This is a genomic window from Allosphingosinicella sp. (genome assembly GCF_046295735.1).
Lineage (GTDB): Bacteria > Pseudomonadota > Alphaproteobacteria > Sphingomonadales > Sphingomonadaceae > Allosphingosinicella.
The window spans coordinates 119,958-139,916 of sequence record NZ_JBKBMQ010000002.1 but is presented as its reverse complement, the minus strand read 5'-3'; the positions used below and the strand labels follow the sequence as shown (position 1 = coordinate 139,916).

The following is a 19,959-nucleotide window of genomic DNA, read 5'->3' as shown; positions in this document are numbered from 1 at the left end:
TGTCGGGGCGCCTTGCATCGCGGCTAAGCCCCTGCTAGGGCGCCCGCGACCCATCGGGGCGCCCTGCGCGCCCCTCTTGCCATGGGGCGAAAATCCGATCTGGGAGTGACAGAGCGCGTGGAGAATTCCGGCGGCATTCAGGCAAGCTTGGCGGGGCGCTACGCGACGGCGCTGTTCGAGCTCGCCCGCGACGAACAGCAGCTCGAAACGGTCGGCGCCAGCCTGCAGGCGCTTCGCCAGGCGCTCGGCGAATCGCCGGAGCTGCGCGAACTGACCACCAGTCCGCTGGTCGGCCGCGACGCGGCGGTCCAGGCGATCGGCGCCGCCGCCCGGACGATGGGTCTCGATCCGCTCACCGCCAACTTCCTCGGCGTGCTCGCTCAGAACCGCCGGCTGGCGCAGCTGCCCGCGATCGTGCGCGCCTACAATCTGCTCGCCGCCCGCCACCGCGGCGAGATCACGGCGGAGGTGACCTCCGCCCATCCGCTCACCGACGATCAGGTGCGCGCGCTCAAGACCAATCTCAAGGCCCGCACTGGCCAGGACATCGCCGTCGATCTCAGCGTCGATCCCGCCATCTTGGGCGGCCTCGTCGTGAAGATCGGCAGCCAGATGATCGACAGCTCGATCAGGACCAAACTCGACACCCTCGCGCATGCGATGAAAGGCTGAAAATGGATATCCGCGCCGCTGAAATTTCGAAGGTCATCCGCGACCAGATCGCCAACTTCGGCACCGAAGCCCAGGTTTCGGAAGTCGGCACCGTGCTGTCGGTCGGCGACGGCATCGCCCGCATCCACGGCCTCGACAATGTCCAGGCCGGCGAGATGATCGACTTCCCGGGCGGGATCAAGGGCATGGCCCTGAACCTCGAAGCCGACAATGTCGGCGCCGTGATCTTCGGCTCCGACTCCGAGATCAAGGAAGGCGACACGGTCCGCCGCACCGGCACCATCGTCGACGTTCCGGTCGGCAAGGGCCTGCTCGGCCGCGTGGTCGACGGCCTCGGCAACCCGATCGACGGCAAGGGCCCGATCGAGGCGACCGAGCGCCGCCGCGTCGAAGTGAAGGCGCCCGGCATCATCCCGCGCAAGTCGGTGCACGAGCCGGTGCAGACCGGCCTCAAGGCGCTCGACGCGCTCGTCCCCGTCGGCCGCGGCCAGCGCGAGCTGATCATCGGCGACCGCCAGACCGGCAAGTCGGCCGTCGCGCTCGACGCCTTCATCAACCAGCGTCAGGCGAACCAGGGCGACGACGAGTCGAAGAAGCTCTATTGCATCTACGTCGCCGTCGGCCAGAAGCGCTCGACCGTCGCGCAGATCGTCCGCGCGCTCGAAGAGAATGGCGCGATGGAATATTCCATCGTCGTCGCCGCCACCGCGTCCGAGCCGGCCCCGCTCCAGTTCCTGGCGCCCTATACCGGCTGCACGATGGGCGAATATTTCCGCGACAACGGCATGCACGCCGTGATCGTCTATGACGATCTCTCCAAGCAGGCCGTCGCCTATCGCCAGATGTCGCTGCTGCTGCGCCGTCCGCCCGGCCGCGAAGCCTATCCGGGCGACGTCTTCTATCTCCACAGCCGGCTGCTCGAGCGCGCCGCGAAGATGAACGACGAGAATGGCAACGGCTCGCTGACCGCGCTGCCGATCATCGAGACGCAGGCGGGCGACGTGTCGGCCTACATCCCGACCAACGTGATCTCGATCACCGACGGCCAGATCTTCCTCGAGACCGAGCTGTTCTATCAGGGCATCCGTCCGGCCATCAACGTCGGCCTCTCGGTCAGCCGCGTCGGCTCGGCCGCGCAGACCAAGGCGATGAAGAAGGTCGCCGGCTCGATCAAATTGGAGCTCGCCCAGTATCGCGAGATGGCGGCCTTCGCGCAGTTCGGCTCGGACCTCGACGCCTCGACGCAGCGCCTGCTCAACCGCGGCGCCCGCCTCACCGAGCTTCTGAAGCAGCCGCAGTTCAACCCGATGCCGATGGAAGAGCAGGTCGTCTCGATCTTCGCCGGCGTGAACGGCTTCCTCGACCAGATCCCGGTCGCGGCCGTCACCCGCTTCGAAAGCGCCCTGCTCGCCCATGTCCGTTCGGATCATGCCGGCGTGCTGGCGACCATCCGCGACACCAAGACGCTCGACGACGACACGGCCGCCCAGCTGAAGTCGATCATCGGCGACTTCATGAAGACGTTCGCATAACCCGTCGCCCCGGCGCAGGCCGGGGTCCCAGCGGGTGGGGGGCACGGCGCCCCTCGCCCCGCGAGATCCCGGCCTTCGCCGGGATGACGCAAGGAAGAAGGTGAAATGGCCTCTCTCAAGGCGCTCAAAGGACGGATCTCCTCGGTCAAGTCGACCCAGAAGATCACCAAGGCGATGAAGATGGTCGCCGCGGCCAAGCTGCGGCGCGCGCAGCAGGCCGCCGAAGCCGGCCGGCCCTATGCCGAGCGGCTGGAGCAGGTGATGGCGAGCATCGCCGCCAAGGTGACGATCGGGCCGCAGAGCCCGAAGCTGCTCGCCGGGACGGGATCGGACCAGACCCATCTGCTGGTCGTCTGCACGTCCGACCGCGGCCTCGCCGGCGCGTTCAACTCGAACATCGTCCGCGCCGCCCGCAAGAAGGCGGACGATCTGATGCGCGAGGGCAAGACCGTCCATTTCTACCTGGTCGGCCGCAAGGGTCGTGCGGTGATCAGCCGCCTGTTTCCCAAGCAGATCCTCCACAGCCACGACACCAGCGCGATCAAGCAGGTGAGCTTCGCCGACGCCCAGGCGATCGCCGAGGACGTGGTGCAGCGCTATCTCGCCGGCGGCTTCGACGTCGCCCACCTCTTCTACGCCAAGTTCCAGTCGGCTTTGGTGCAGGAGCCGGTGGGCCAGCAGATCATCCCGGTGCCGATGGGCGGGGCCGAGGCCGCGCCGACCGGCGGCGCGACCGCCGCGGTCGAATATGAGCCGGACGAGGAGGAGATCCTCGCCGAGCTGCTGCCGCGCAACGTCGCCGTGCAGGTGTTCCGCGCCCTTCTCGAAAACGCCGCGTCCGAGCAGGGCAGCCGCATGACCGCGATGGACAACGCCACCCGCAACGCCGGCGACATGATCAACCGCCTGTCGATCCAGTACAACCGCACCCGCCAGGCCGCGATCACCACCGAACTGGTCGAGATCATCTCGGGCGCCGAGGCGCTCTAGGACCCGACAAACCGACACCAGACCCCGGCTGTCGCCGGGGTGACGAATGTAGAAGGCAAGGAAGACGAACATGGCCACCGCCGCAACCACCACCGCCAATACCGGCCGCGTCAGCCAGGTCATCGGCGCCGTCGTCGACGTCACCTTCGACGGCAACCTGCCGGAGATCCTGTCGGCGCTCGAAACCGACAACAACGGCAACCGCCTCGTGCTCGAGGTCGCCCAGCATCTCGGCGAGAACACCGTCCGTACCATCGCGATGGACTCGACCGACGGCCTCACCCGCGGCCAGCCCGTCTCCGACACCGGCTCGCAGATCCGCATGCCGGTCGGCCCGAAGACGCTCGGCCGCATCATGAACGTCATCGGCGAGCCGATCGACGAGCGCGGCCCGATCGGCGCCGAGACCAGCGCCCCGATCCACGCCGAGGCTCCGCTGTTCGTCGACCAGTCGACCGAGACCGCCATCCTCGTCACCGGCATCAAGGTGATCGACCTGCTCGCGCCTTATGCGAAGGGCGGCAAGATCGGCCTGTTCGGCGGCGCCGGTGTGGGCAAGACCGTGCTCATCCAGGAGCTGATCAACAACATCGCCAAGGGCCATGGCGGCACCTCGGTGTTCGCCGGCGTTGGCGAGCGCACCCGCGAGGGCAACGACCTCTACCACGAATTCCTCGACGCCGGCGTCATCGCCAAGGACGCCGAGGGCAACCCGACGCCGGAAGGCTCCAAGGTGGCGCTCGTGTTCGGCCAGATGAACGAGCCGCCGGGCGCCCGCGCCCGCGTCGCCCTCTCCGGCCTCACCATCGCGGAATATTTCCGCGACCAGGAAGGCCAGGACGTGCTCTTCTTCGTCGACAACATCTTCCGCTTCACCCAGGCGGGCTCGGAAGTGTCGGCGCTCTTGGGCCGCATCCCCTCGGCGGTGGGCTATCAGCCGACCCTGTCGACCGACATGGGCGCGCTGCAGGAGCGCATCACCTCGACCAACAAGGGCTCGATCACCTCGGTGCAGGCGATCTACGTGCCGGCCGACGACTTGACCGATCCGGCGCCGGCCACCTCCTTCGCCCACCTGGACGCCACCACCGTGCTGTCGCGCGCCATCTCGGAGCTCGGCATCTATCCGGCGGTCGACCCGCTCGACTCGACCAGCCGCGTGCTGGAGCCGCGCACCGTCGGCCAGGAGCATTACGAGACCGCCCGCGCCGTCCAGGAGATCCTGCAGAAGTACAAGTCGCTGCAGGACATCATCGCCATTCTCGGCATGGACGAGCTGTCGGAAGAGGATAAGCTGACCGTCGCCCGCGCGCGCAAGATCCAGCGCTTCCTCTCGCAGCCCTTCCACGTCGCCGAAGTGTTCACCGGCATCCCCGGCAAGTTCGTGCCGATCGAGGATACGGTGCGCTCGTTCAAGGCGGTGGTCGACGGCGAGTACGACCATCTTCCCGAAGCCGCCTTCTACATGGTCGGCGGCATCGACGAAGCGGTCGAAAAGGCCCAGCGCCTCGCCGCCGAAGCCGCGTAACGCATACCCTGACCCTCTCCCTTGACGGGAGAGGGTTGCGGAGCCTTAGTGAGCCGCTTCGGCGAACTTAGGCGAAGCTGGGTGAGGGTGACAGCGCCTGAGGACAGCCTCTACCGCACTCACCCTCACCAACTCCGACTAGGCGGCAGAGCCGCCAAGTCTCCGTATCCTCTCCCGTCGAGGGAGAGGGAAAGAGAAGAGAACATGCCCCTTCATTTCGAACTCGTGACCCCCGAACGCCTGATCCGGTCGGAAGAGGTCCATATGGTGGTCGTGCCCGGCTCCGAAGGCGAGTTCGGCGTGCTGGAGGGCCATGCTCCCTTCATGTCCACCATCCGCAACGGGGACATCGCGATCTACCGCTCGGCCGGCGCCGAGCCGGAGCGGATCGCCATCGAAGGCGGCTTCGCGGAAGTGAACGACCGCGGCCTCACCGTGCTGGCGGAGAAGGCGGAAGCCTGACCGGCCGCCGCACGCCAAGCCTTTGAACTGACGGCGGAATTCCTCCCTCCTGTCGCCGCGGCCGCCGCCGCCCGGCCGCACACCCAACAAACCCCTAATCCCGCATCAACCTCGTCTTTACGCCATTGGGATAGATGGAGGGGGTAAGCGGAAGCATCGCTTTCGCCTTGGGGAGATTTGGGGAATGGCATCATCGACCGTCGAACGGGCACGCGCTGGCGCCGGGATCGGTCGCCGCCTGCTCGGACTGGCGGCGGCGCGCGGAAGCGCCGCCCATCCATGGTTCGCCAGCGCCGCCCTGCTCCAGGGCGCCGGCGCGGCGCGTAACCTCGCCGATGCCGTCCATCTCCTGTGCACGCTGCACGGTCGCCATCCGGGCGTGATCGACCTCGCCGTCGGCCGCACGCCCGACGCGGCGAGTCGCGCCTGGCTCGAGGAATCGGCCGAAGCCTTCGTGGTCGAGCGGCTCTATCTCACTCGCCTCGCCGTCGCGGCGGGGCCGATCCCGGGCACGCCCGGCGGCGCCGCCACCGAAGCGGCCGTGACGGCGCAGCGGTCGGGGCTCGGAACGCTCGCCTCGTCGGAGCGCAACGGCTGCGCGCTCGGCGCCGCGCTGGCGCTGGCCGCCGACTGGAGCGCGATCCGCTCGGTGCTCGACACGGCCGGCCGCCGGCTGGGGGTGGAGCCGCCCGCCTTTCGCCTGTCGCGCGACGCCGAGCTGGAAGCGGTCGCCGCGCGCGCCGCCCAGTCGCCCGCCGTCGAGCGCGCCCTCGCCTTCGGCTTCGAACAGATGCTGGTCCAGCATCACGGCCTCTGGGACCTGATCGAGGCACGGGCCGAGGCGCGCGCCGAGGGCTGAAGCCCCGCCCCTTCGCCCGCCACCGCCCTTGCGCCCCGGCGCGCCCTCCTCTATCGCCGCCTCTCTGCTTTACGTTCACGTCAAGGAGACGGCATGCGTTTCGAAGGCACGGGCGACTATGTCGCGACCGAGGATCTGAAGGTTGCGGTCAATGCCGCGGTGAAGCTGCGCCGCCCGCTGCTCGTGAAGGGGGAGCCCGGCACCGGCAAGACGGTGCTGGCGCACGAGATCGCCCGCGCCGCCGGCGCGCCGCTGATCGAATGGCACGTGAAATCGACCACCAAGGCGCATCAGGGCCTCTACGAATATGACGCGGTGGCGCGGCTGCGCGACGGGCAGCTCGGCGACCCGCGCGTCCACGACATCTCCAACTATATCCGCCGCGGCAAATTGTGGGAGGCGTTCACCAGTCCGGAACTGCCCGTCCTGCTGATCGACGAGATCGACAAGGCCGACATCGAGTTCCCGAACGACCTGCTGCAGGAACTCGACCGCATGGAGTTCCACGTCTACGAAACCGGCGAGACGGTGAAGGCGAAGGAACGGCCGATCGTCGTCATCACCTCCAACAACGAGAAGGAGCTGCCCGACGCCTTCCTGCGCCGCTGCTTCTTCCATTACATCAAGTTCCCCGACCGGGAGACGATGCAGGCGATCGTCGACGTCCACTTCCCCGGCATCCAGAAGCTGCTGGTGTCGAAGGCGATGGACATCTTCTACCAGGTCCGCGACGTGCCCGGCCTCAAGAAGAAGCCGTCGACCAGCGAGCTGCTCGACTGGCTGAAGCTCCTCCTCCACGAAGACCTGCCGCTCGACGTTCTCCAGTCCAAGGACCCGGCCAAGGCGATCCCCCCGCTCCACGGCGCCCTCCTCAAGAACGAGCAGGATGTGATGCTCTTCGAACGCCTCGCCTTCATGAGCCGGCGGGGCGGCTGACCCATCCTCCCTGTGGAGCGAAGCTCCATGGGGAGGGGGACCGGCCGAAGGCTGGTGGAGGGGCAGCGGAATCGGAGCGGGACGACGACGTTCCTCACCGCCACGCAATAGTCGTCGGCGGGGCCGATCCGGCTAAACCACGGAAGCCGCGCGTCATTTCCGGGCATCCTGGCCTGGCGGCGGCTTGCTTTCGACCGCTCCCTTCTTCTAGGCTGCGGCTGCGCTGTCCAGCGGCGGTGCGAAGGGGGACATCAGATGAAAGCTTTTCCGATAGTGGCGGCGGCCCTGCTGGGCGCCGCGTGGACGGCACCGGCGATCGCGCAGCAGGTCGACTGGCGCCATCCGCAGAGCGGCATCCGGCTTGAGGGCGATCTGGGCGGCATGCAGCCGAGCCGCGAGCGCGACCTCAGCGACGGCGCCGGGCTCGATGTCTATTTCCAGCTCGGCACGAACGACGAGATGGTGACCTTCTACGTCTACCGCTCGGCCTATCCCAACGCCGCGCTCTGGTATGAACGCACCCGCCACGCCATGGCGCTCAATGTCGGCAGCGGCTCCGTCTCCGCCGAGCCCCGGCAGATGAGCCTGGGCGGCGCGAACGTGAACGGCCTGCGCGAGGAATTCGATCTCCCGGCCGGCGGCCCGTTCCGCTCCACGGCGGTGGCGATCGCTCACGCCGGCGAGTGGATGGTGAAGATCCGCATTTCCTCCGCCTCGCTCGGCCGCGAGGAAGTGGCGGCGAAGATGGACCGGCTGATCGCCGCCGTCCGGCTGCCCGAGGACGCGCCTACCGCCGCCCGGCCGCTCACCGTGCCGGCGCCGTGCGCTTCCTCGACCGAATCGAAGGCGCGCCAGCGACAGAGGCCCTCGTCCAGCCAGGTCGCGGCGGCGGCCGTCGGCGGCATCGAAGTGTTGGCGGAAGCGCGCGGCCATGGCGGCCTTGCCGCGGAGCCCTCGGCCTGGTGCCGCGTCGCCAGCAATCTCCCGACCCAGATCGTCAGCGCCTACCGGCATCAGCAGACCGGGGCGTGGGTGGTTCTGGTCGGCGATTCCGGCCGCGCGGTCGCCGCCCGCGCCCTGGAACCGGGCGGACGGAACGCGGCCGTCTACGTCAGCTCCGCGCGAAGCACGGGCGTCGCGGGCCTCTATGACGGGCTGCCGGGCGTCGATGAAGCGGTCGCCGCCGCCATACCCGTCGTCGCGGGCCAGGCACCGCCGCTCGCTGAAGTCTCGTTGACGCAAAAGGGCGGCGGCAGGCGCTGAGTCAGCGCACAGCGTCGTCGCGATAGGCGAGTTCGAAATTGCCCCAGCGGCGGCCGCGGAAGCGGAGCGGGACGAAGACGTTCTTCACCGCCATATAATGGTCGTTGGCGAGATCGATCCGGTAGGTGATCAGCATCGCCTCCTTCTCGCTGGCGATCCCGCCGCTCCACGGCGCCCTCCTCAAGAACGAGCAGGACGTGATGCTCTTCGAACGCCTCTCCTTCATGAGCCGGCGGGGCGGCTGAAGCGGCTTGCCGCCGTCGCCGGGGCGGCTTAACCTCGCCTCGAAAGAGGGGGGTATGTCATGCGTCTGTTCCTTGTACTGCTGGCGGCCCTCGCGGGTCCGGCCTGGGCCCAGCCCCGCGTCCTCGAGCTTCCCGCGTCCGCTTCCTGGCAACATGAGCGCACCAGCCTGATCGTGCCGCCGCGGTCCGGTCCGTTCACGCGCGGGGAGATCAGCGACGCCGGCGAAGCCGAACTGGACGTCATGGCGCAGTTCGACATGGATGGGGGCCGCACCCGCGCCACGCTCTATCTGTTCAAGACCGGCGTGCCGGATACGGCGCTGTGGTTCGACCGCGCGCAGGCCTCGATCTCGCTGCGAGCGGAGTGGAATGCGGTTCCCGTCGCCGACGCGCCGCTGCCTTTCGCGCTGCCGGGTCGGCCCGCGACCGGCCTCTATTCTGCCTACCGGTTGCCCACCGGCGGGGACTGGCGCAGCACCGCGGTGGCGCTCGCCCCCCTGCATGACGGGTGGCTCGTCAAGCTCAGGATCAGCTCGGCCGATATCGAGGCCGAGCAATTGCAGGCCAGCGCGGCGGAACTGCTGGCGGGACTGCGCTGGCCCGCGCCGACCTCCGCCGAAGTCGACGCCGCTGCGGCCCGTCCGATCCGCGATTGCGCGGCTCCACTGCGACTGCGCCGGGCGCGCCTCGTACAGCCCAGCATGGCCGACGTGTTGATCGCCGCCGCGACCGGTGCCATGCCGGCGACCGGACCGAAGCCGACCTATTGTCGCGAGCCCGGCCCCCGCGCGATCGAGGAAATCTATCGTCCGAACGGGTCCACGCGCAGCTATCTGATCGCTCTGGGCGACTCCGGGCTCGCCGTGTCGCTGGGCCAGTCGCTCAGCCTCGCCGCGCTGTCCGGCGGCCGTGGCGGCGGATCGTTCACGACGATGTTGATCGATCGCGAGGGGGTCGGCGTCTACCCGTCCTTCGACAGGCTGCCGCTCCCCGAACAGGCCCTGCAAGTGCTGGGGTCCCGGGCGATGATTTCCGCGCGCCAGGGGGAAGCCGCGAGCAGCAAGCCCTGAGCGCAGCGATTCCGCCGAGTCAGCGCACCGCCTCGTCGCGATAGGCGAGTTCGAAATTGCCCCAGCGGCGGCCGCGGAAGCGGAGCGGGACGAAGACGTTCTTCACCGCCATATAATGGTCGTTGGCGAGATCGATCCGGTAGGTGATCAGCATCGCCTCCTTCTCGCTGGCGATCGCGCGGCGGGTGGCGTCGTCCAGGAAGATGCGGCGGTTGCGGCAATATTGCGCGTTCCACTGCGGGTCCTCGCTCTGCGGCTGCGAGCGTTCGGACTGGTGGGTCGGCAGATAGCCGTTGATGTCGCTGATCACCGGACCCATGTGGCGCGGGTCGCCATATTTGATCCGGTCGAGCAGCGGCTGGACCATGCGGTCGGCCCAGTCGCAGAAGCCGTTTTCATATTGGACGGGATTGGTGCCGTGCATCGGCCGGTAATCGGTGTCGAACACGGCCGCTTCGCTGAGCTCGCCGCGATCCATCGCCGCTTCCACCATCTCGGTCACTTCGCGCGCCCAATGTTGCGCCCGTTCGATGAAGGCGGTGTCGTCGGTCCGGACGCCGCAGCCGGCGAGCCGGTCCAGCATTTCGTTCGACAACAATTCCAGCCGCGCCAGCCGGTCCTGCGCCTCGTGCAATTGCCCGCCATTGGCCCGCGCGTCGGCGGCGAAGGAGGACAGGCCGCCCTTCACGTTGTCGACGCTCTGCTGGATGAGGCTGGTGGAGCGGGCGATGCCGTCGGTCTGGCGGTCAACCATGGCGACGATGTCGGCCACGTCGCGCACGGTGTCGTTGATCGCCGCGAAGCTGCCTTGCGCGACCCGGCTGCGCTCGACGCCGGTGCGGATTTCGGACGTGACCGCTTCGGCCTCGCGGGTCAGCGAGGCGACGGTCGAGGCGATCTCGCTGGTCGCGGTCCTTGTGTCGTGGGCGAGCTTCTTCACTTCGGCCGCGACCACCGCGAAGGACCGCCCCGCCTCGCCGGCGCGCGCCGCCTCGATCGTGGCGTTCAGCGCCAGCATGTTGGTCTTGTTGGCGATGCTCTCGATCGCGGAGGAGACGCTGCGCACCCGGCTCATCGCCTCGGCGAAGCCCGCCATCCGGTCGCCCAGCTGGACGACGAGGTCAGTGAGGCCGGAGAAGATGCGGATCGTGTCCTCGATCGCCGCCCGGCCCTGGCCCAGTTTGTCGCGCGCCTGCTCGGCCAGGATGCGCGCCTCGTCGGTCGATTCGGCGACCCGCGCCTGGTCGTCGAGCAGCCGGGTGGTGATCTCCTCCAGCGAATCGAGCGTCCTGAGGTTGGACGATATCCGCTCCGACACGCCCGCCACATAGCCCGACACGTCGCTGCACTCGATCGCGAGCGACCCGCAATTGCGCGCGACGATGTTGATCGCCTCCCCGTCCGGACGCCCGACCGCTGAACTCGCCACGATGCCCCTCTCTCTTCGTTCTTCACCCCACGGCTAGCGGGAAACTGTTGAGAGCGCGTTAACCAGCGGCTGGGTTGGGAACGGAGGGGCGGCCTTCGACAAGCTCGGGCTGAACGGTGGGGAGAAAAGCCATCCAACCCAAACCCCGTTCGGCCTGAGCCTGTCGAAGGCCGCCCCTTCTCCCGCACCACCCTTGGCGCCAACCCACCGACGGCTTATGACCCCTCCATGTTCTTCTCCTTCGTCGACGAACTCCGCACCGCCGGCATCCCCGCCTCGATGAAGGAGCATCTGACGCTCCTCGAGGCGCTCGACGCCGCGGTGATCGGCCAGAGTCCGGAGGAATTCTATTTCCTCGCCCGCGCCACCTTCGTGAAGGACGAAGGCCTGCTCGACCGTTTCGACCAGGTCTTCGCCAAGGTCTTCAAGGGGCTGGAGACGAGCTACGGCACCGACGCCGTCCCGCTGCCCGAGGAGTGGCTGCGCAAGGTCGCCGAACTCTATCTCACGCCGGAGCAGATGGAGGAAGTGAAGTCGCTCGGCTCCTGGGAGGAGATCATGGAGACGCTGAAGAAGCGCCTCGAGGAGCAGAAGGAGCGCCACCAGGGCGGCAGCAAGTGGATCGGCACCGGCGGCACCTCGCCCTACGGCCATGGCGGCTACAACCCGGAAGGCGTGCGGATCGGCGGCGAGGGGCGCCACGGCCGCGCCCTCAAGGTGTGGGACAAGCGCGAATTCCGCAATCTCGACAGCAGCAGGGAGCTCGGCACCCGCAACATCAAGGTGGCGCTCCGACGCCTCCGCCGCTTCGCCCGCGAGGGCGCGGCCGAGGAGCTCGATCTCGGCGGCACGATCGACGGCACCGCCCGCAAGGGCTGGCTCGACATCCGCATGCGCCCGGAGCGCCACAATGCGGTGAAGCTCCTCCTCTTCCTCGACGTCGGCGGATCGATGGACCCGCACGTGAAGCTGGTCGAGGAGCTGTTCAGCGCCGCCACGTCCGAGTTCAAGAATCTTGAATTCTTCTACTTCCACAACTGCCCCTACGAGGGCCTGTGGAAGGACAATCGCCGCCGCTTCACCGAGCGCACGCCGACCTGGGACGTGCTCCACAAATTCGGCCACGACTACAAGCTCGTCTTCGTCGGCGACGCCTCGATGAGCCCCTATGAGATCACCCATCCCGGCGGCTCGGTCGAACATTTCAACGAGGAAGCGGGCGCGGTCTGGCTGCAGCGGCTGACCAACACCTATCCGAGTGCGGTGTGGCTGAACCCCGTCGCCGAGCAATATTGGGGCTATACCCAGTCGGTCCAGATCGTCCGCCAGCTGATGCAGGACCGCATGTACCCGCTCACCCTCGACGGCCTCGACGACGCCATGCGCACGCTGAGCCGCAAGAGCTGAGGCGACCCGGGCGCCGCGGCTACTGGTGCAGCAGCCGCCAGCCTTCGGGTAGGAAATCGGTCGACATGTAGAAGGAGAAGAGGCAGCTCCGGTCCGCCCGGTAGTTGCTGCCCTTGACGATCCCGAAGGCGACGGTGCCGAGGAAGATCGGCCCGCCGCTGTCGCCGCCCTTGCAGCTCGGCCCCGCCACCGTGATCCAGGACGGATCGCAGGGTCCGCCGCACAATTCGCCGCCCGGCGCATAGTCGGTCAGCTCCACTTCCGAGCAGCTGTAGCCGGTCGTCTCGCCGCGGCGGCAGACGAGGTCGCCGGCGCGGGTGCTGTCGCGGGTGCGCCAGCTCGTCAGCGGTCGCAGCAGCTGCTTGGCGCTGTCCGCGTAGAACAGGGGCTCCTGCGCCTCTTCGCTCAGCATCAGCTGCACGTCCTGGTGCCGCGCGCCCCACTTGCCGGCGAAGGCGAGCGGCACCCGCCGCCCGTCCGGCGCCACATAATCGAGCATGTCGGGGCAATGGGCGGCGGTGATGAGGCCGGTGCGGGTGCCGTCGGTGACGACGAAGCCGGTGGTGCAGGCCTGGCGCCGGCCGCTGTCGGGCTCGATGCCGGTGACGCGGGCGCCGCCGCGCACCGCCGCGTCCGCGTCCCGCCGCTCGGAGGTGGCGAGCCGGACGGGAACGCCGGTCAGCGCTTCCAGCCGCCGCCTCAGCGCGGCCATGTCCTGGCGCCGCGCGTCGCCGTCGCGGATCATGATCACCAGCCGCCCGCTGCGCTGGTCGTGCCCCATGCCCATGCCTCGGGGCAGCAGCGCGCGCAGCGCCGCGCCATGGTCGCGCATCGCCGCCGCCACCTGGGCGCGGGTCGCGGCGGCCCCGGTGCGGAACTCGACGGGGACGAGGAGGTCGCCGGCCGCGATCGTCCGCGGCGCGACCGCCGCCTCGCCGGTCAGCAGCACCACGATCCTGAAGTCCGGCACATGATCGATCGCGATGCCGGCGAGCCGGTCGGCGAACTCGGCCCGGATGGCGTCGGTCGCGGCGACGCTCGCTTCCTGCGCGTAGAGCCGCCGCACCGCCTCGTACGGCGCCGTGTCGAAGCGGGCGGCATATTCGGCGGCGTCCTGGACGAAGGCCTCGTGCGGCGTCTGGACGCGCGCCTGGGCGCCCGCTGCTCCCGCCGCGAACAGCGCCGCCGCCGCGATCGCCACCCTGCCGATCGTCCCCGCTCGCTCCATCTCCCCGCCATCGATGCCGCGCCGTGCCTGTACCGCCGCTGAAGCATCCTCAATAGAGCAGATGGCGCCGCCGCGCGTCCTCCCACGCCGCCTCGTCCGCGCGGGAAAGCGCGTCGAGATCGCCCGCCTCGGCGCCGGCATCGTCCACCCACTGCCGCAGCTCCGGCCCGCCGTTGATCACGTCGATCGCCAGCTTGTCGAACTCATATTCGTACGGAAAGTCGCGCCACAAACCATAGTCCGGCGCCAGCCGCCGCAGCGCCTTGAAGGCGAGCGCCTGCAGCCGCCACGGCCGGAACGCGTCGTGGCGATAGCCCGGACCCTCGGCATGGATGTGGAGGCCCGCGCACAGCTTGCCGGCATGCTTGTGGAAGGTCGGCTCGAAATGCACTTCGCGGATCAGGCAGCCCTCCAGCCAGCCCGGCGCGATCCGCCGCATCTCGGCGAGCAGCGCCCTGGGGTCGAGATCGGGCGCTCCGAACAGCTCGAGCGGCCTTGTCGTGCCCCGCCCTTCCGACAAGGTCGTGCCTTCCAGCATCACCGTCCCGGCATAGGCCCGCGCCATGTTGAGGTTGGCGGCATTGGGGCTGGGATTGATCCACAGCCGCTCGATCGGCCAGCCGAAGCCCGGCGCCGCGTCCGGCGCATAGCCCTCCATCGCGATCACCCGGTAATCGACGTCGATGCCGAAATGGTCGACGAACCACCGGCCGAGCTCGCCCAGCGTCAGCCCGTGCCGCATCGGGATCGGCCCCGCGCCGACGAAGCTCTCCCAGCCCGGCCGCAGCGTCAGCCCCTCGATCGGCCGGCCGGCGGGGTTCGGCCGGTCGAGCACCCACACCGCCTTCTTGTGCTCCGCCGCCGCCTCCAGCACGTAGAGCAGGGTGGTGATGAAGGTGTAGATGCGGCAGCCCAGATCCTGGAGGTCGACCAGGATGGTGTCGAACGTGCCCATCGACTGGCCGGTCGGCCGCCGCACCTCGCCATAGAGGCTGAACACCGGGATGCCGTGCGCCGGGTCGGTGAAATCCTCCGATTCCACCATATTGTCCTGCTTGTCGCCACGCAGCCCGTGCTGCGGCCCGAAGGCGGCGGTGAGCTTGAGGCCCGCGGCCGCCAGCGCGTCGAGCGAATGGGTAAGGTCTTCCGTCACCGACGCCGGATGGGCGAGCAGGGCGACCCGCCTCCCCTCCAGCGGCTTGCGGAGGTCGGCGTCGGCGAGCAGGCGGTCAAGGCCGGTTTTCATGGCAATCCGTGAACGAAGGAATCGGGATGGTGGAAATCGGGCTTAGCCGCCGGATGCGCCAGCGCCCAGTAGGAGATGACGCCCTCCGCCTCCTCGACCACGGCGGACAGGCCGAGCCGGACGGGCCCGCCCCAGGGAAGCGCGACGGCCACCTCGACCGTCAGGCGATCGTCCGCTGAACCCGTGCGAATGTCGGGCGGCGGGATATCGAGTGGCCCCATCCCCTCCCGGTAGCTCTCGAACCGGTAAGCCGCCCATGCGCCCGAAGGGGAGAGATTGAACTCGGCATAGCTGCCGTCCGGGCGGGCGACGAACGCTTCGAAACAGGTGGTGCGCCAGAGCTCGTCCCGCCGCAGGCGAGGCGCGGGCGGAGGAAGGCGGATTTGACGGAGCTCACCGGTCAGGGCGTAAGTGAGGTGAAGGATTTCCTCGGCCCGCCGGACATGAACCTGGATGCTTGCCATTGCGTCGGAGGGGGTGGCGGCATGACGGAGAAGGTGGACGGTGCGGTCCGTTCGGCCCTGCCCCTCGCTACTCTCCGCCAACCCCCTCATCTTCCCCAATCCCCCGATCCGCGCCGTCTTCCGGCCCTGCGGCCATCGCTCGAGTCGCCGCTGGCAATCCCTCGCCGCAGGATCGCGCGACGTCTCAACCCAGAGCCGGTTCAGCGAAGCGGAACCGGATGGAGCTAGCCGACGGATCGGGTCGCCCGCAAGCTCCGCGCCGCGGGCGATTGCTCAGGCGTGGCTTTCCTGCAGGGCCGCGGCCGGATCGCCGTGGATGCGGTCGAGGTAGAAGGTCGCAAGCTCGTAATGCGCCTTGACCGCGCTTGCATGGCGGGCATTCTGGGCCATCGCGATCTCCGCCTCGGCCCGGCGTTCCAGATATTCGATCTCTTCGGGCGACATCCGCCGCAGGCTCCGTTAATCACATCATCCCAGAGGCTTGAGGCCTCCAGCTCACATGCATCATCAACGCTGATGATGTGGGTGCGGTTCCCCGAAACGATATTGATCCAGATCATGCGTGTCCCGGAAGGAGCCCCGCCGATTCGCGGTTTCCGGGCCCTCCGGTCGGCAGCGGCGGCAACCGTCCGAAGGAACCGAAGTTCAGGAAGGTTCGGCGTGCGGGAAAAATCCCGTCGATCACCCGGGGAGTTTTGATCGATTGGATCGATGATGGGCAACGGCGCCGGCCGGGAGGAGGATCGGCGTCGTTCGGATGTCAAAGAACCCGGCAAGCTCGGGCGGGCATGGGCATGGCGGTCCTCCATGCCCAGAGACAATGAACCATATAGGCGCGCTGTAGGAAAGTCTTTTTTCATTTCGGAATGAATTTCCTCACCAATCGGCCGAGGGCGGGCATGGCGCGAGGAGAATATGGTCGCGCCTCAGCGTGTCGGCGAGGTTCAGGACAAGGACCCTGGCCGGCGAACCGCGGAGCTCTGTCGGCGGACGCTGCGATGATGGCGCCACCGCTTGAACGCATCCCGTGACCCGCTCGCGATCAGCCTGAGCCCGACAAGCGTTCCGACCGCGATCGCCGCGTAGATGGCGGCGAGTTGAACCAGCGCCCATGAGGAGGCACCATTCGACGCGGTGGGCAGCAAGGCCAGGGGCTTCGTCGCCGCGAAGAGGGTGGCGGCGGCGACCAGCATCGCGCCGCCGGCCGCCGCCCTTCCCTTGGGCTCCGACCACCACAGCCTCCCGGCAAGGAGATGAGCCGCGCCGAGGAGCGAGGCCGTCAAGACCAGGCCGAGCATCGCGGTCGCCAAATCGATCTCGCAGATCGTGACGAGGATCAGCCACCCCAGCCAGGGCGCATGAGAGGCGATCGGTCCGAACTTCACGCCCCGATGCTAGGCGCCGGACACGGCGTCCGCAATGGCGATGCCGCCAATCCCGCCGCCCGGAACGCCGGGGTCGACCCAAGCGGCCGTCGTCCGGATTGCCGATATCGGCAGCTCCGGTTACACGAGCTTGGATGAAGGCTCTCGGTTACCGGCCGGAGTGGGATTGATGGCAACGTTCAGCGTTCAGCCGATTGGTCATGTTCGCGGTGGCCGCGAAGTTCCTGAGGACGACGACTGGGGAGGCTCGGAGGCTCGGATCGAGCTGGATCCGAAGCGCTTTACAAAGGAGGCGCTCGAGGGTCTCGACACCTTCAGCCACGCAGAAGTGGTCTTCGTGTTCGATCGGGTGGGCGACGGGGAAATCACGTATGACGCTCGCCATCCCCGCGGGCGCAAGGATTGGCCGAAGGTCGGCATCTTCGCTCAACGCGGCAAGAACCGACCCAACCGGATCGGCGTCAGTGTCTGCAGGATCGTCCGCGTGGAGGGGCTGACCGTGGTCGTCGGGGGTCTGGACGCGATTGACGGAACGCCTGTCATCGACATCAAGCCGGTGATGTCGGGATTCGCACCGCGCGGAGACGTCACAGAGCCTGCTTGGGCAAAGGAGATAATGGCCGGCTATTGGTAGGCGCTCTGTCCCAGGCGCCGCGCGGGGATCGGGGCCGAGGGTCCGCTATGGGTGGAAAGCGGACGTTGCCGCCGCTACATGCAGAGGGGTGAAGCAGGACCCGATCTATCTCAGCAATCAGAGCCGTGCACTGCATCGGCTGTATCGACGCAATCGTCGCTTTCTCAATTGGTCAGTCTTTCTATGGTCCACGATCTTCGCGACACTGGCGCTTGCAGGAACAATCGATCAGGTGTTCGGGATTGGCTGGGGCTTCTCACCTCGCGACGTTCTGGTGCTCTTGGGCTTCATTGCGTTTGGAGGCGTGTTCTGGGTCTTCGCCACACTGATCGCGAAGATAAACTTGCGCTACATCAGACACACCTATGGTCCCGAGCCGGGTAACAACAAGGAAGCGTTTCGGTAGCCAACGTCCGCAACGGGTCGAGAGCGGAATTTCCGCGAGGGGCGGATCAGTTCCGCCAGAGCGGGTTCAAGATCACCATCCTCGGCATGACGTACATTGCGTACGCAAAGCCGATCCAGAAAAGAGTAGTGAACAGGGGAAAGGCCACCGCCGCCATGACCATGGCTTTCGGCTCGAAGCGCGCGCAAGCGAGCACATGGGCCAGAAAGGCGAAGACGACGCAAGCCGCCGCGATCAGAGCCAGGGCGGCGACGTCCCAGAAGGCGAAATAGTCGTTCTTGAACTGATAGATCCAGGAACCCGCAAGGACGATCAGCGCGGCGGATGCCACCAGCATCATCAACGATGTCGTGAAGGCCTCCAGGGGGTTCGACTTCGACATCCGCCAAAAGTCAACACTCGCGAAGAGCGCGGTCACGGCGAAGGGGAGCCAGCCGATATATTTCAGAATGGTCGCCAGCAGCGTCACGGCCCTGTCCCTCGTGAAATCAGGCGGCACCTTGCGGCCATCCCCATCAGTCAATTGTTCATGAGGTTCGTCACCGTCGTCGCTTTACTGATACCGTTCGCCGTCTTCGCGGCGCAGGCCGCCGGCAGTCTCGACTTGCTCATCCTCGGTCTGGCTGTTTTTGCCGGCCTCATGTGGGTTCCCCACGGCTGGGGCGCCGATGATCCGGCAGGGTTCATCCATTTCGCGATGCGGGCCGTGCTTTGTTACGCTGCCTACCTCATCGCTCCGGAGGCGGTTCGCGGCGCGGCCATCGCTGGCGCCGCGGCTCTCACCTACGTCTATGCGATCTGGGCGATGCGAAAGCCGTCGTCGGTTCGTTGACCGACCGTTCGTGCCCGCGCCGGGTGCAACGTTCAGCTGCGCATCATCCTCGAGGGCGGGGGCGCCGGAATGGCGCTCGTCGGCGCGTCTGAACGGTGGTGCCCCCGGTCGGACTCGAACCGACACTCTTTGCAGAACTCGATTTTGAGTCGAGCGCGTCTACCAATTCCGCCACAGGGGCCGGCGAAGGCCGCTCTCTAGCCCGGCGCCGGGCCGCCCGCAACCGGGCGGTCCGCGCGCCGGCGAGGTTCAGGCGAAAATCTCGTCGTGATCGGGCGCCTTGGGATCCGGCCCGTAGCGGTTCGGGCCCCGCGTGCCTTCTATGCACATGAAGGCGACGATGATGAAGAAGCCCAGGAAAGGCACGAGGTTCAGCAGCACCAGCCAGCCGGTCTTGTCCTGATCGTGGAAGCGGCGGACCTGCACCGCGAGCGACGGGATCAGCAGGACGAGCATCAGCGGAAAAATCAGCGGATCCGACGCCGTCACCTCAACGGCATAAGCGGACCCCATTTCCTCATCGCCCGGTCCCGCGTCAACGAACAGGTTGCCCGCGATGAGCAAGTACAAGATGGTGAATACGATCGTTCCCAGGACGAACATCCAGAATTCCTTGCGGCGCGACCGGCCGGAAAACTGGGCGTAGCGCCTCAACGGCAACAGCATCCAATACATGAAGAAAACTCCCCCCGAAGGCGCGCGGCGAGCGGCGCCGAGCCGCGACGTTCCCGCAGAAGAAGCTGGCGATCAAGCGAAAAAAAATCGGCATGGCGGCGCCGAGCCGCTCCTTTCGGGCGCGGAACATGCGCTTCGCGGGGGCGTTCGAAAATGGTAGAGAGACGATGAAAAGGCGGCGTCACCGCGCCCCGGGACTCACCTCCCCCGCGCCCCGCCGCCGCCACCCGGCGCCGACCGGTCGAGACGGCCAGCCTCCCCGCTCCGGCGCCAGAGCAGGAGAGCGAGCATGTCGGACATCAGGAGCGAAACCACCACTGGCGCGGGCGCCGGGCCGAACCCGGCCGACCCGAACAACCCCTATGAAGGGCTGGACGACGAATATCACAGCTCGCTGGAGCTCGACGATTCGAGCGGCTGGCGCGCGTTCATAGTGCCCGGCATCCTCGTCCTGTTCCTGATCGGCGCGCTGGCGCTGACCTTCATGGGCGGAAGCGGCCAGCCCGATCCGCGGATCGCCGACCGGCTGAACGGCGGCGCCCAGACGCAGGCGGTCGATCCGGCGCCCGCCGGCGCCACTGGATCGGCGATCACGCCGCCCGACCAGGTGCCGCAGAATGTCGAGGCGCCGGACGGCGTCCAGCCGGCCCAGGGCGGCGTCGCCGAGGGACGGACGGCGAGCCAGTAGGCCCGGCC

23 protein-coding genes, 1 tRNA gene and 1 pseudogene are annotated in these 19,959 nt (G+C 67.8%); 15 read left to right on the top strand and 10 right to left on the bottom strand.

All coding sequences use genetic code 11. The features are described from left to right. Positions 1-117: 117 nt before the first annotated feature. From ACK4K7_RS03400 to ACK4K7_RS03365, 8 genes are all read left to right on the top strand, one after another. Positions 118-672 (top strand): F0F1 ATP synthase subunit delta, encoded by a 555-nt coding sequence (locus ACK4K7_RS03400; protein ID WP_431863875.1) that lies wholly within the window; start codon positions 118-120, stop codon positions 670-672. A gap of 2 nt (positions 673-674) precedes the next feature. Continuing rightward, entirely contained in the window at positions 675-2,204 is a 1,530-nt protein-coding gene (gene atpA, locus ACK4K7_RS03395) for a F0F1 ATP synthase subunit alpha (RefSeq protein ID WP_431863792.1), read from the top strand. 105 nt (positions 2,205-2,309) lie between these two features. Beyond that, positions 2,310-3,194, top strand: coding sequence for a F0F1 ATP synthase subunit gamma (locus tag ACK4K7_RS03390; RefSeq protein WP_431863791.1), 885 nt, complete (start codon positions 2,310-2,312; stop codon positions 3,192-3,194). Positions 3,195-3,264: 70 nt separating this feature from the next. Next, on the top strand, positions 3,265-4,722 hold the full coding sequence (atpD, locus tag ACK4K7_RS03385) for a F0F1 ATP synthase subunit beta (protein WP_431863790.1): 1,458 nt from the start codon (positions 3,265-3,267) through the stop codon (positions 4,720-4,722). A gap of 204 nt (positions 4,723-4,926) precedes the next feature. Next, positions 4,927-5,184 (top strand): ATP synthase F1 subunit epsilon, encoded by a 258-nt coding sequence (locus ACK4K7_RS03380; protein WP_431863789.1) that lies wholly within the window; start codon positions 4,927-4,929, stop codon positions 5,182-5,184. Positions 5,185-5,368: 184 nt separating this feature from the next. Next, entirely contained in the window at positions 5,369-6,043 is a 675-nt protein-coding gene (locus ACK4K7_RS03375; protein ID WP_431863788.1) for a DUF6975 family protein, read from the top strand. 93 nt (positions 6,044-6,136) lie between these two features. Further along, positions 6,137-6,979 carry an AAA family ATPase gene (locus ACK4K7_RS03370; protein WP_431863787.1) on the top strand — a complete coding sequence of 281 codons (843 nt, stop codon included), beginning with the start codon at positions 6,137-6,139 and terminating at the stop codon, positions 6,977-6,979. Positions 6,980-7,234: 255 nt separating this feature from the next. Next, positions 7,235-8,242, top strand: coding sequence for a hypothetical protein (locus ACK4K7_RS03365; protein ID WP_431863786.1), 1,008 nt, complete (start codon positions 7,235-7,237; stop codon positions 8,240-8,242). A 1-nt stretch (position 8,243) separates the two neighbouring features. Here ACK4K7_RS03365 and ACK4K7_RS03360 read toward each other — a convergent pair whose 3' ends face one another. Then, a complete protein-coding gene (locus ACK4K7_RS03360; RefSeq protein ID WP_431863785.1) occupies positions 8,244-8,378 on the bottom strand; it encodes a hypothetical protein in 135 nt (44 codons plus the stop codon). 16 nt (positions 8,379-8,394) lie between these two features. Here ACK4K7_RS03360 and ACK4K7_RS03355 point away from each other — a divergent pair. Both ACK4K7_RS03355 and ACK4K7_RS03350 read left to right on the top strand, forming a co-directional pair. Continuing rightward, positions 8,395-8,487: pseudogene (locus ACK4K7_RS03355) on the top strand (AAA family ATPase); the annotation flags it as partial. A 59-nt stretch (positions 8,488-8,546) separates the two neighbouring features. Then, the gene (locus ACK4K7_RS03350) at positions 8,547-9,557 is read left to right on the top strand and encodes a hypothetical protein (RefSeq protein WP_431863784.1); all 1,011 of its coding nucleotides are present in this window, start codon (positions 8,547-8,549) and stop codon (positions 9,555-9,557) included. A 19-nt stretch (positions 9,558-9,576) separates the two neighbouring features. Here ACK4K7_RS03350 and ACK4K7_RS03345 read toward each other — a convergent pair whose 3' ends face one another. Next, entirely contained in the window at positions 9,577-10,986 is a 1,410-nt protein-coding gene (locus ACK4K7_RS03345) for a methyl-accepting chemotaxis protein (protein WP_431863783.1), read from the bottom strand. A gap of 228 nt (positions 10,987-11,214) precedes the next feature. Here ACK4K7_RS03345 and ACK4K7_RS03340 point away from each other — a divergent pair, with 228 nt between their 5' ends. After that, complete coding sequence (locus ACK4K7_RS03340) at positions 11,215-12,393, top strand: vWA domain-containing protein (protein WP_431863782.1); 1,179 nt, start codon at positions 11,215-11,217, stop codon at positions 12,391-12,393. A 19-nt stretch (positions 12,394-12,412) separates the two neighbouring features. Here ACK4K7_RS03340 and ACK4K7_RS03335 read toward each other — a convergent pair whose 3' ends face one another. The 5 genes from ACK4K7_RS03335 to ACK4K7_RS03315 form a co-directional block, all read right to left on the bottom strand. Further along, positions 12,413-13,621, bottom strand: coding sequence for a hypothetical protein (locus ACK4K7_RS03335; protein WP_431863781.1), 1,209 nt, complete (start codon positions 13,619-13,621; stop codon positions 12,413-12,415). Between the two features lie 49 nt (positions 13,622-13,670). After that, entirely contained in the window at positions 13,671-14,867 is a 1,197-nt protein-coding gene (locus ACK4K7_RS03330; RefSeq protein WP_431863780.1) for an exo-beta-N-acetylmuramidase NamZ family protein, read from the bottom strand. After that, the gene (locus ACK4K7_RS03325; protein WP_431863779.1) at positions 14,864-15,331 is read right to left on the bottom strand and encodes a DOMON-like domain-containing protein; all 468 of its coding nucleotides are present in this window, start codon (positions 15,329-15,331) and stop codon (positions 14,864-14,866) included. Before ACK4K7_RS03325 ends, ACK4K7_RS03330 begins: the two co-directional genes overlap by 4 nt. 273 nt (positions 15,332-15,604) lie before the next feature. Continuing rightward, positions 15,605-15,775 (bottom strand): hypothetical protein, encoded by a 171-nt coding sequence (locus ACK4K7_RS03320; RefSeq protein WP_431863778.1) that lies wholly within the window; start codon positions 15,773-15,775, stop codon positions 15,605-15,607. A 500-nt stretch (positions 15,776-16,275) separates the two neighbouring features. Then, positions 16,276-16,716, bottom strand: a complete 441-nt coding sequence (locus tag ACK4K7_RS03315; RefSeq protein WP_431863776.1) for a hypothetical protein — start codon at positions 16,714-16,716, stop codon at positions 16,276-16,278. A 34-nt stretch (positions 16,717-16,750) separates the two neighbouring features. Between ACK4K7_RS03315 and ACK4K7_RS03310 the strand changes: the two genes are divergently transcribed. Both ACK4K7_RS03310 and ACK4K7_RS03305 read left to right on the top strand, forming a co-directional pair. Beyond that, positions 16,751-17,350: an SAM-dependent methyltransferase gene (locus ACK4K7_RS03310; RefSeq protein WP_431863775.1), complete on the top strand. Its 600-nt coding sequence runs from the start codon at positions 16,751-16,753 to the stop codon at positions 17,348-17,350. An 88-nt stretch (positions 17,351-17,438) separates the two neighbouring features. Then, positions 17,439-17,756 carry a hypothetical protein gene (locus tag ACK4K7_RS03305; protein ID WP_431863774.1) on the top strand — a complete coding sequence of 106 codons (318 nt, stop codon included), beginning with the start codon at positions 17,439-17,441 and terminating at the stop codon, positions 17,754-17,756. Positions 17,757-17,802: 46 nt separating this feature from the next. On the opposite strand, the gene ACK4K7_RS03300 is transcribed toward ACK4K7_RS03305, so the two are convergent. Further along, positions 17,803-18,225 (bottom strand): hypothetical protein, encoded by a 423-nt coding sequence (locus ACK4K7_RS03300; RefSeq protein WP_431863773.1) that lies wholly within the window; start codon positions 18,223-18,225, stop codon positions 17,803-17,805. Positions 18,226-18,285: 60 nt separating this feature from the next. On the opposite strand from ACK4K7_RS03300, the gene ACK4K7_RS03295 reads away from it, so the two are divergent. Then, positions 18,286-18,588: a hypothetical protein gene (locus ACK4K7_RS03295; protein WP_431863772.1), complete on the top strand. Its 303-nt coding sequence runs from the start codon at positions 18,286-18,288 to the stop codon at positions 18,586-18,588. Between the two features lie 96 nt (positions 18,589-18,684). On the opposite strand, the gene ACK4K7_RS03290 is transcribed toward ACK4K7_RS03295, so the two are convergent. Both ACK4K7_RS03290 and ACK4K7_RS03285 read right to left on the bottom strand, forming a co-directional pair. Continuing rightward, positions 18,685-18,769: transfer RNA gene (locus ACK4K7_RS03290), tRNA-Leu, on the bottom strand. A 68-nt stretch (positions 18,770-18,837) separates the two neighbouring features. Next, positions 18,838-19,263 (bottom strand): DUF805 domain-containing protein, encoded by a 426-nt coding sequence (locus ACK4K7_RS03285; protein WP_431863771.1) that lies wholly within the window; start codon positions 19,261-19,263, stop codon positions 18,838-18,840. Between the two features lie 289 nt (positions 19,264-19,552). On the opposite strand from ACK4K7_RS03285, the gene ACK4K7_RS03280 reads away from it, so the two are divergent. Then, on the top strand, positions 19,553-19,951 hold the full coding sequence (locus tag ACK4K7_RS03280; protein ID WP_431863770.1) for a hypothetical protein: 399 nt from the start codon (positions 19,553-19,555) through the stop codon (positions 19,949-19,951). Positions 19,952-19,959 lie beyond the last annotated feature (8 nt).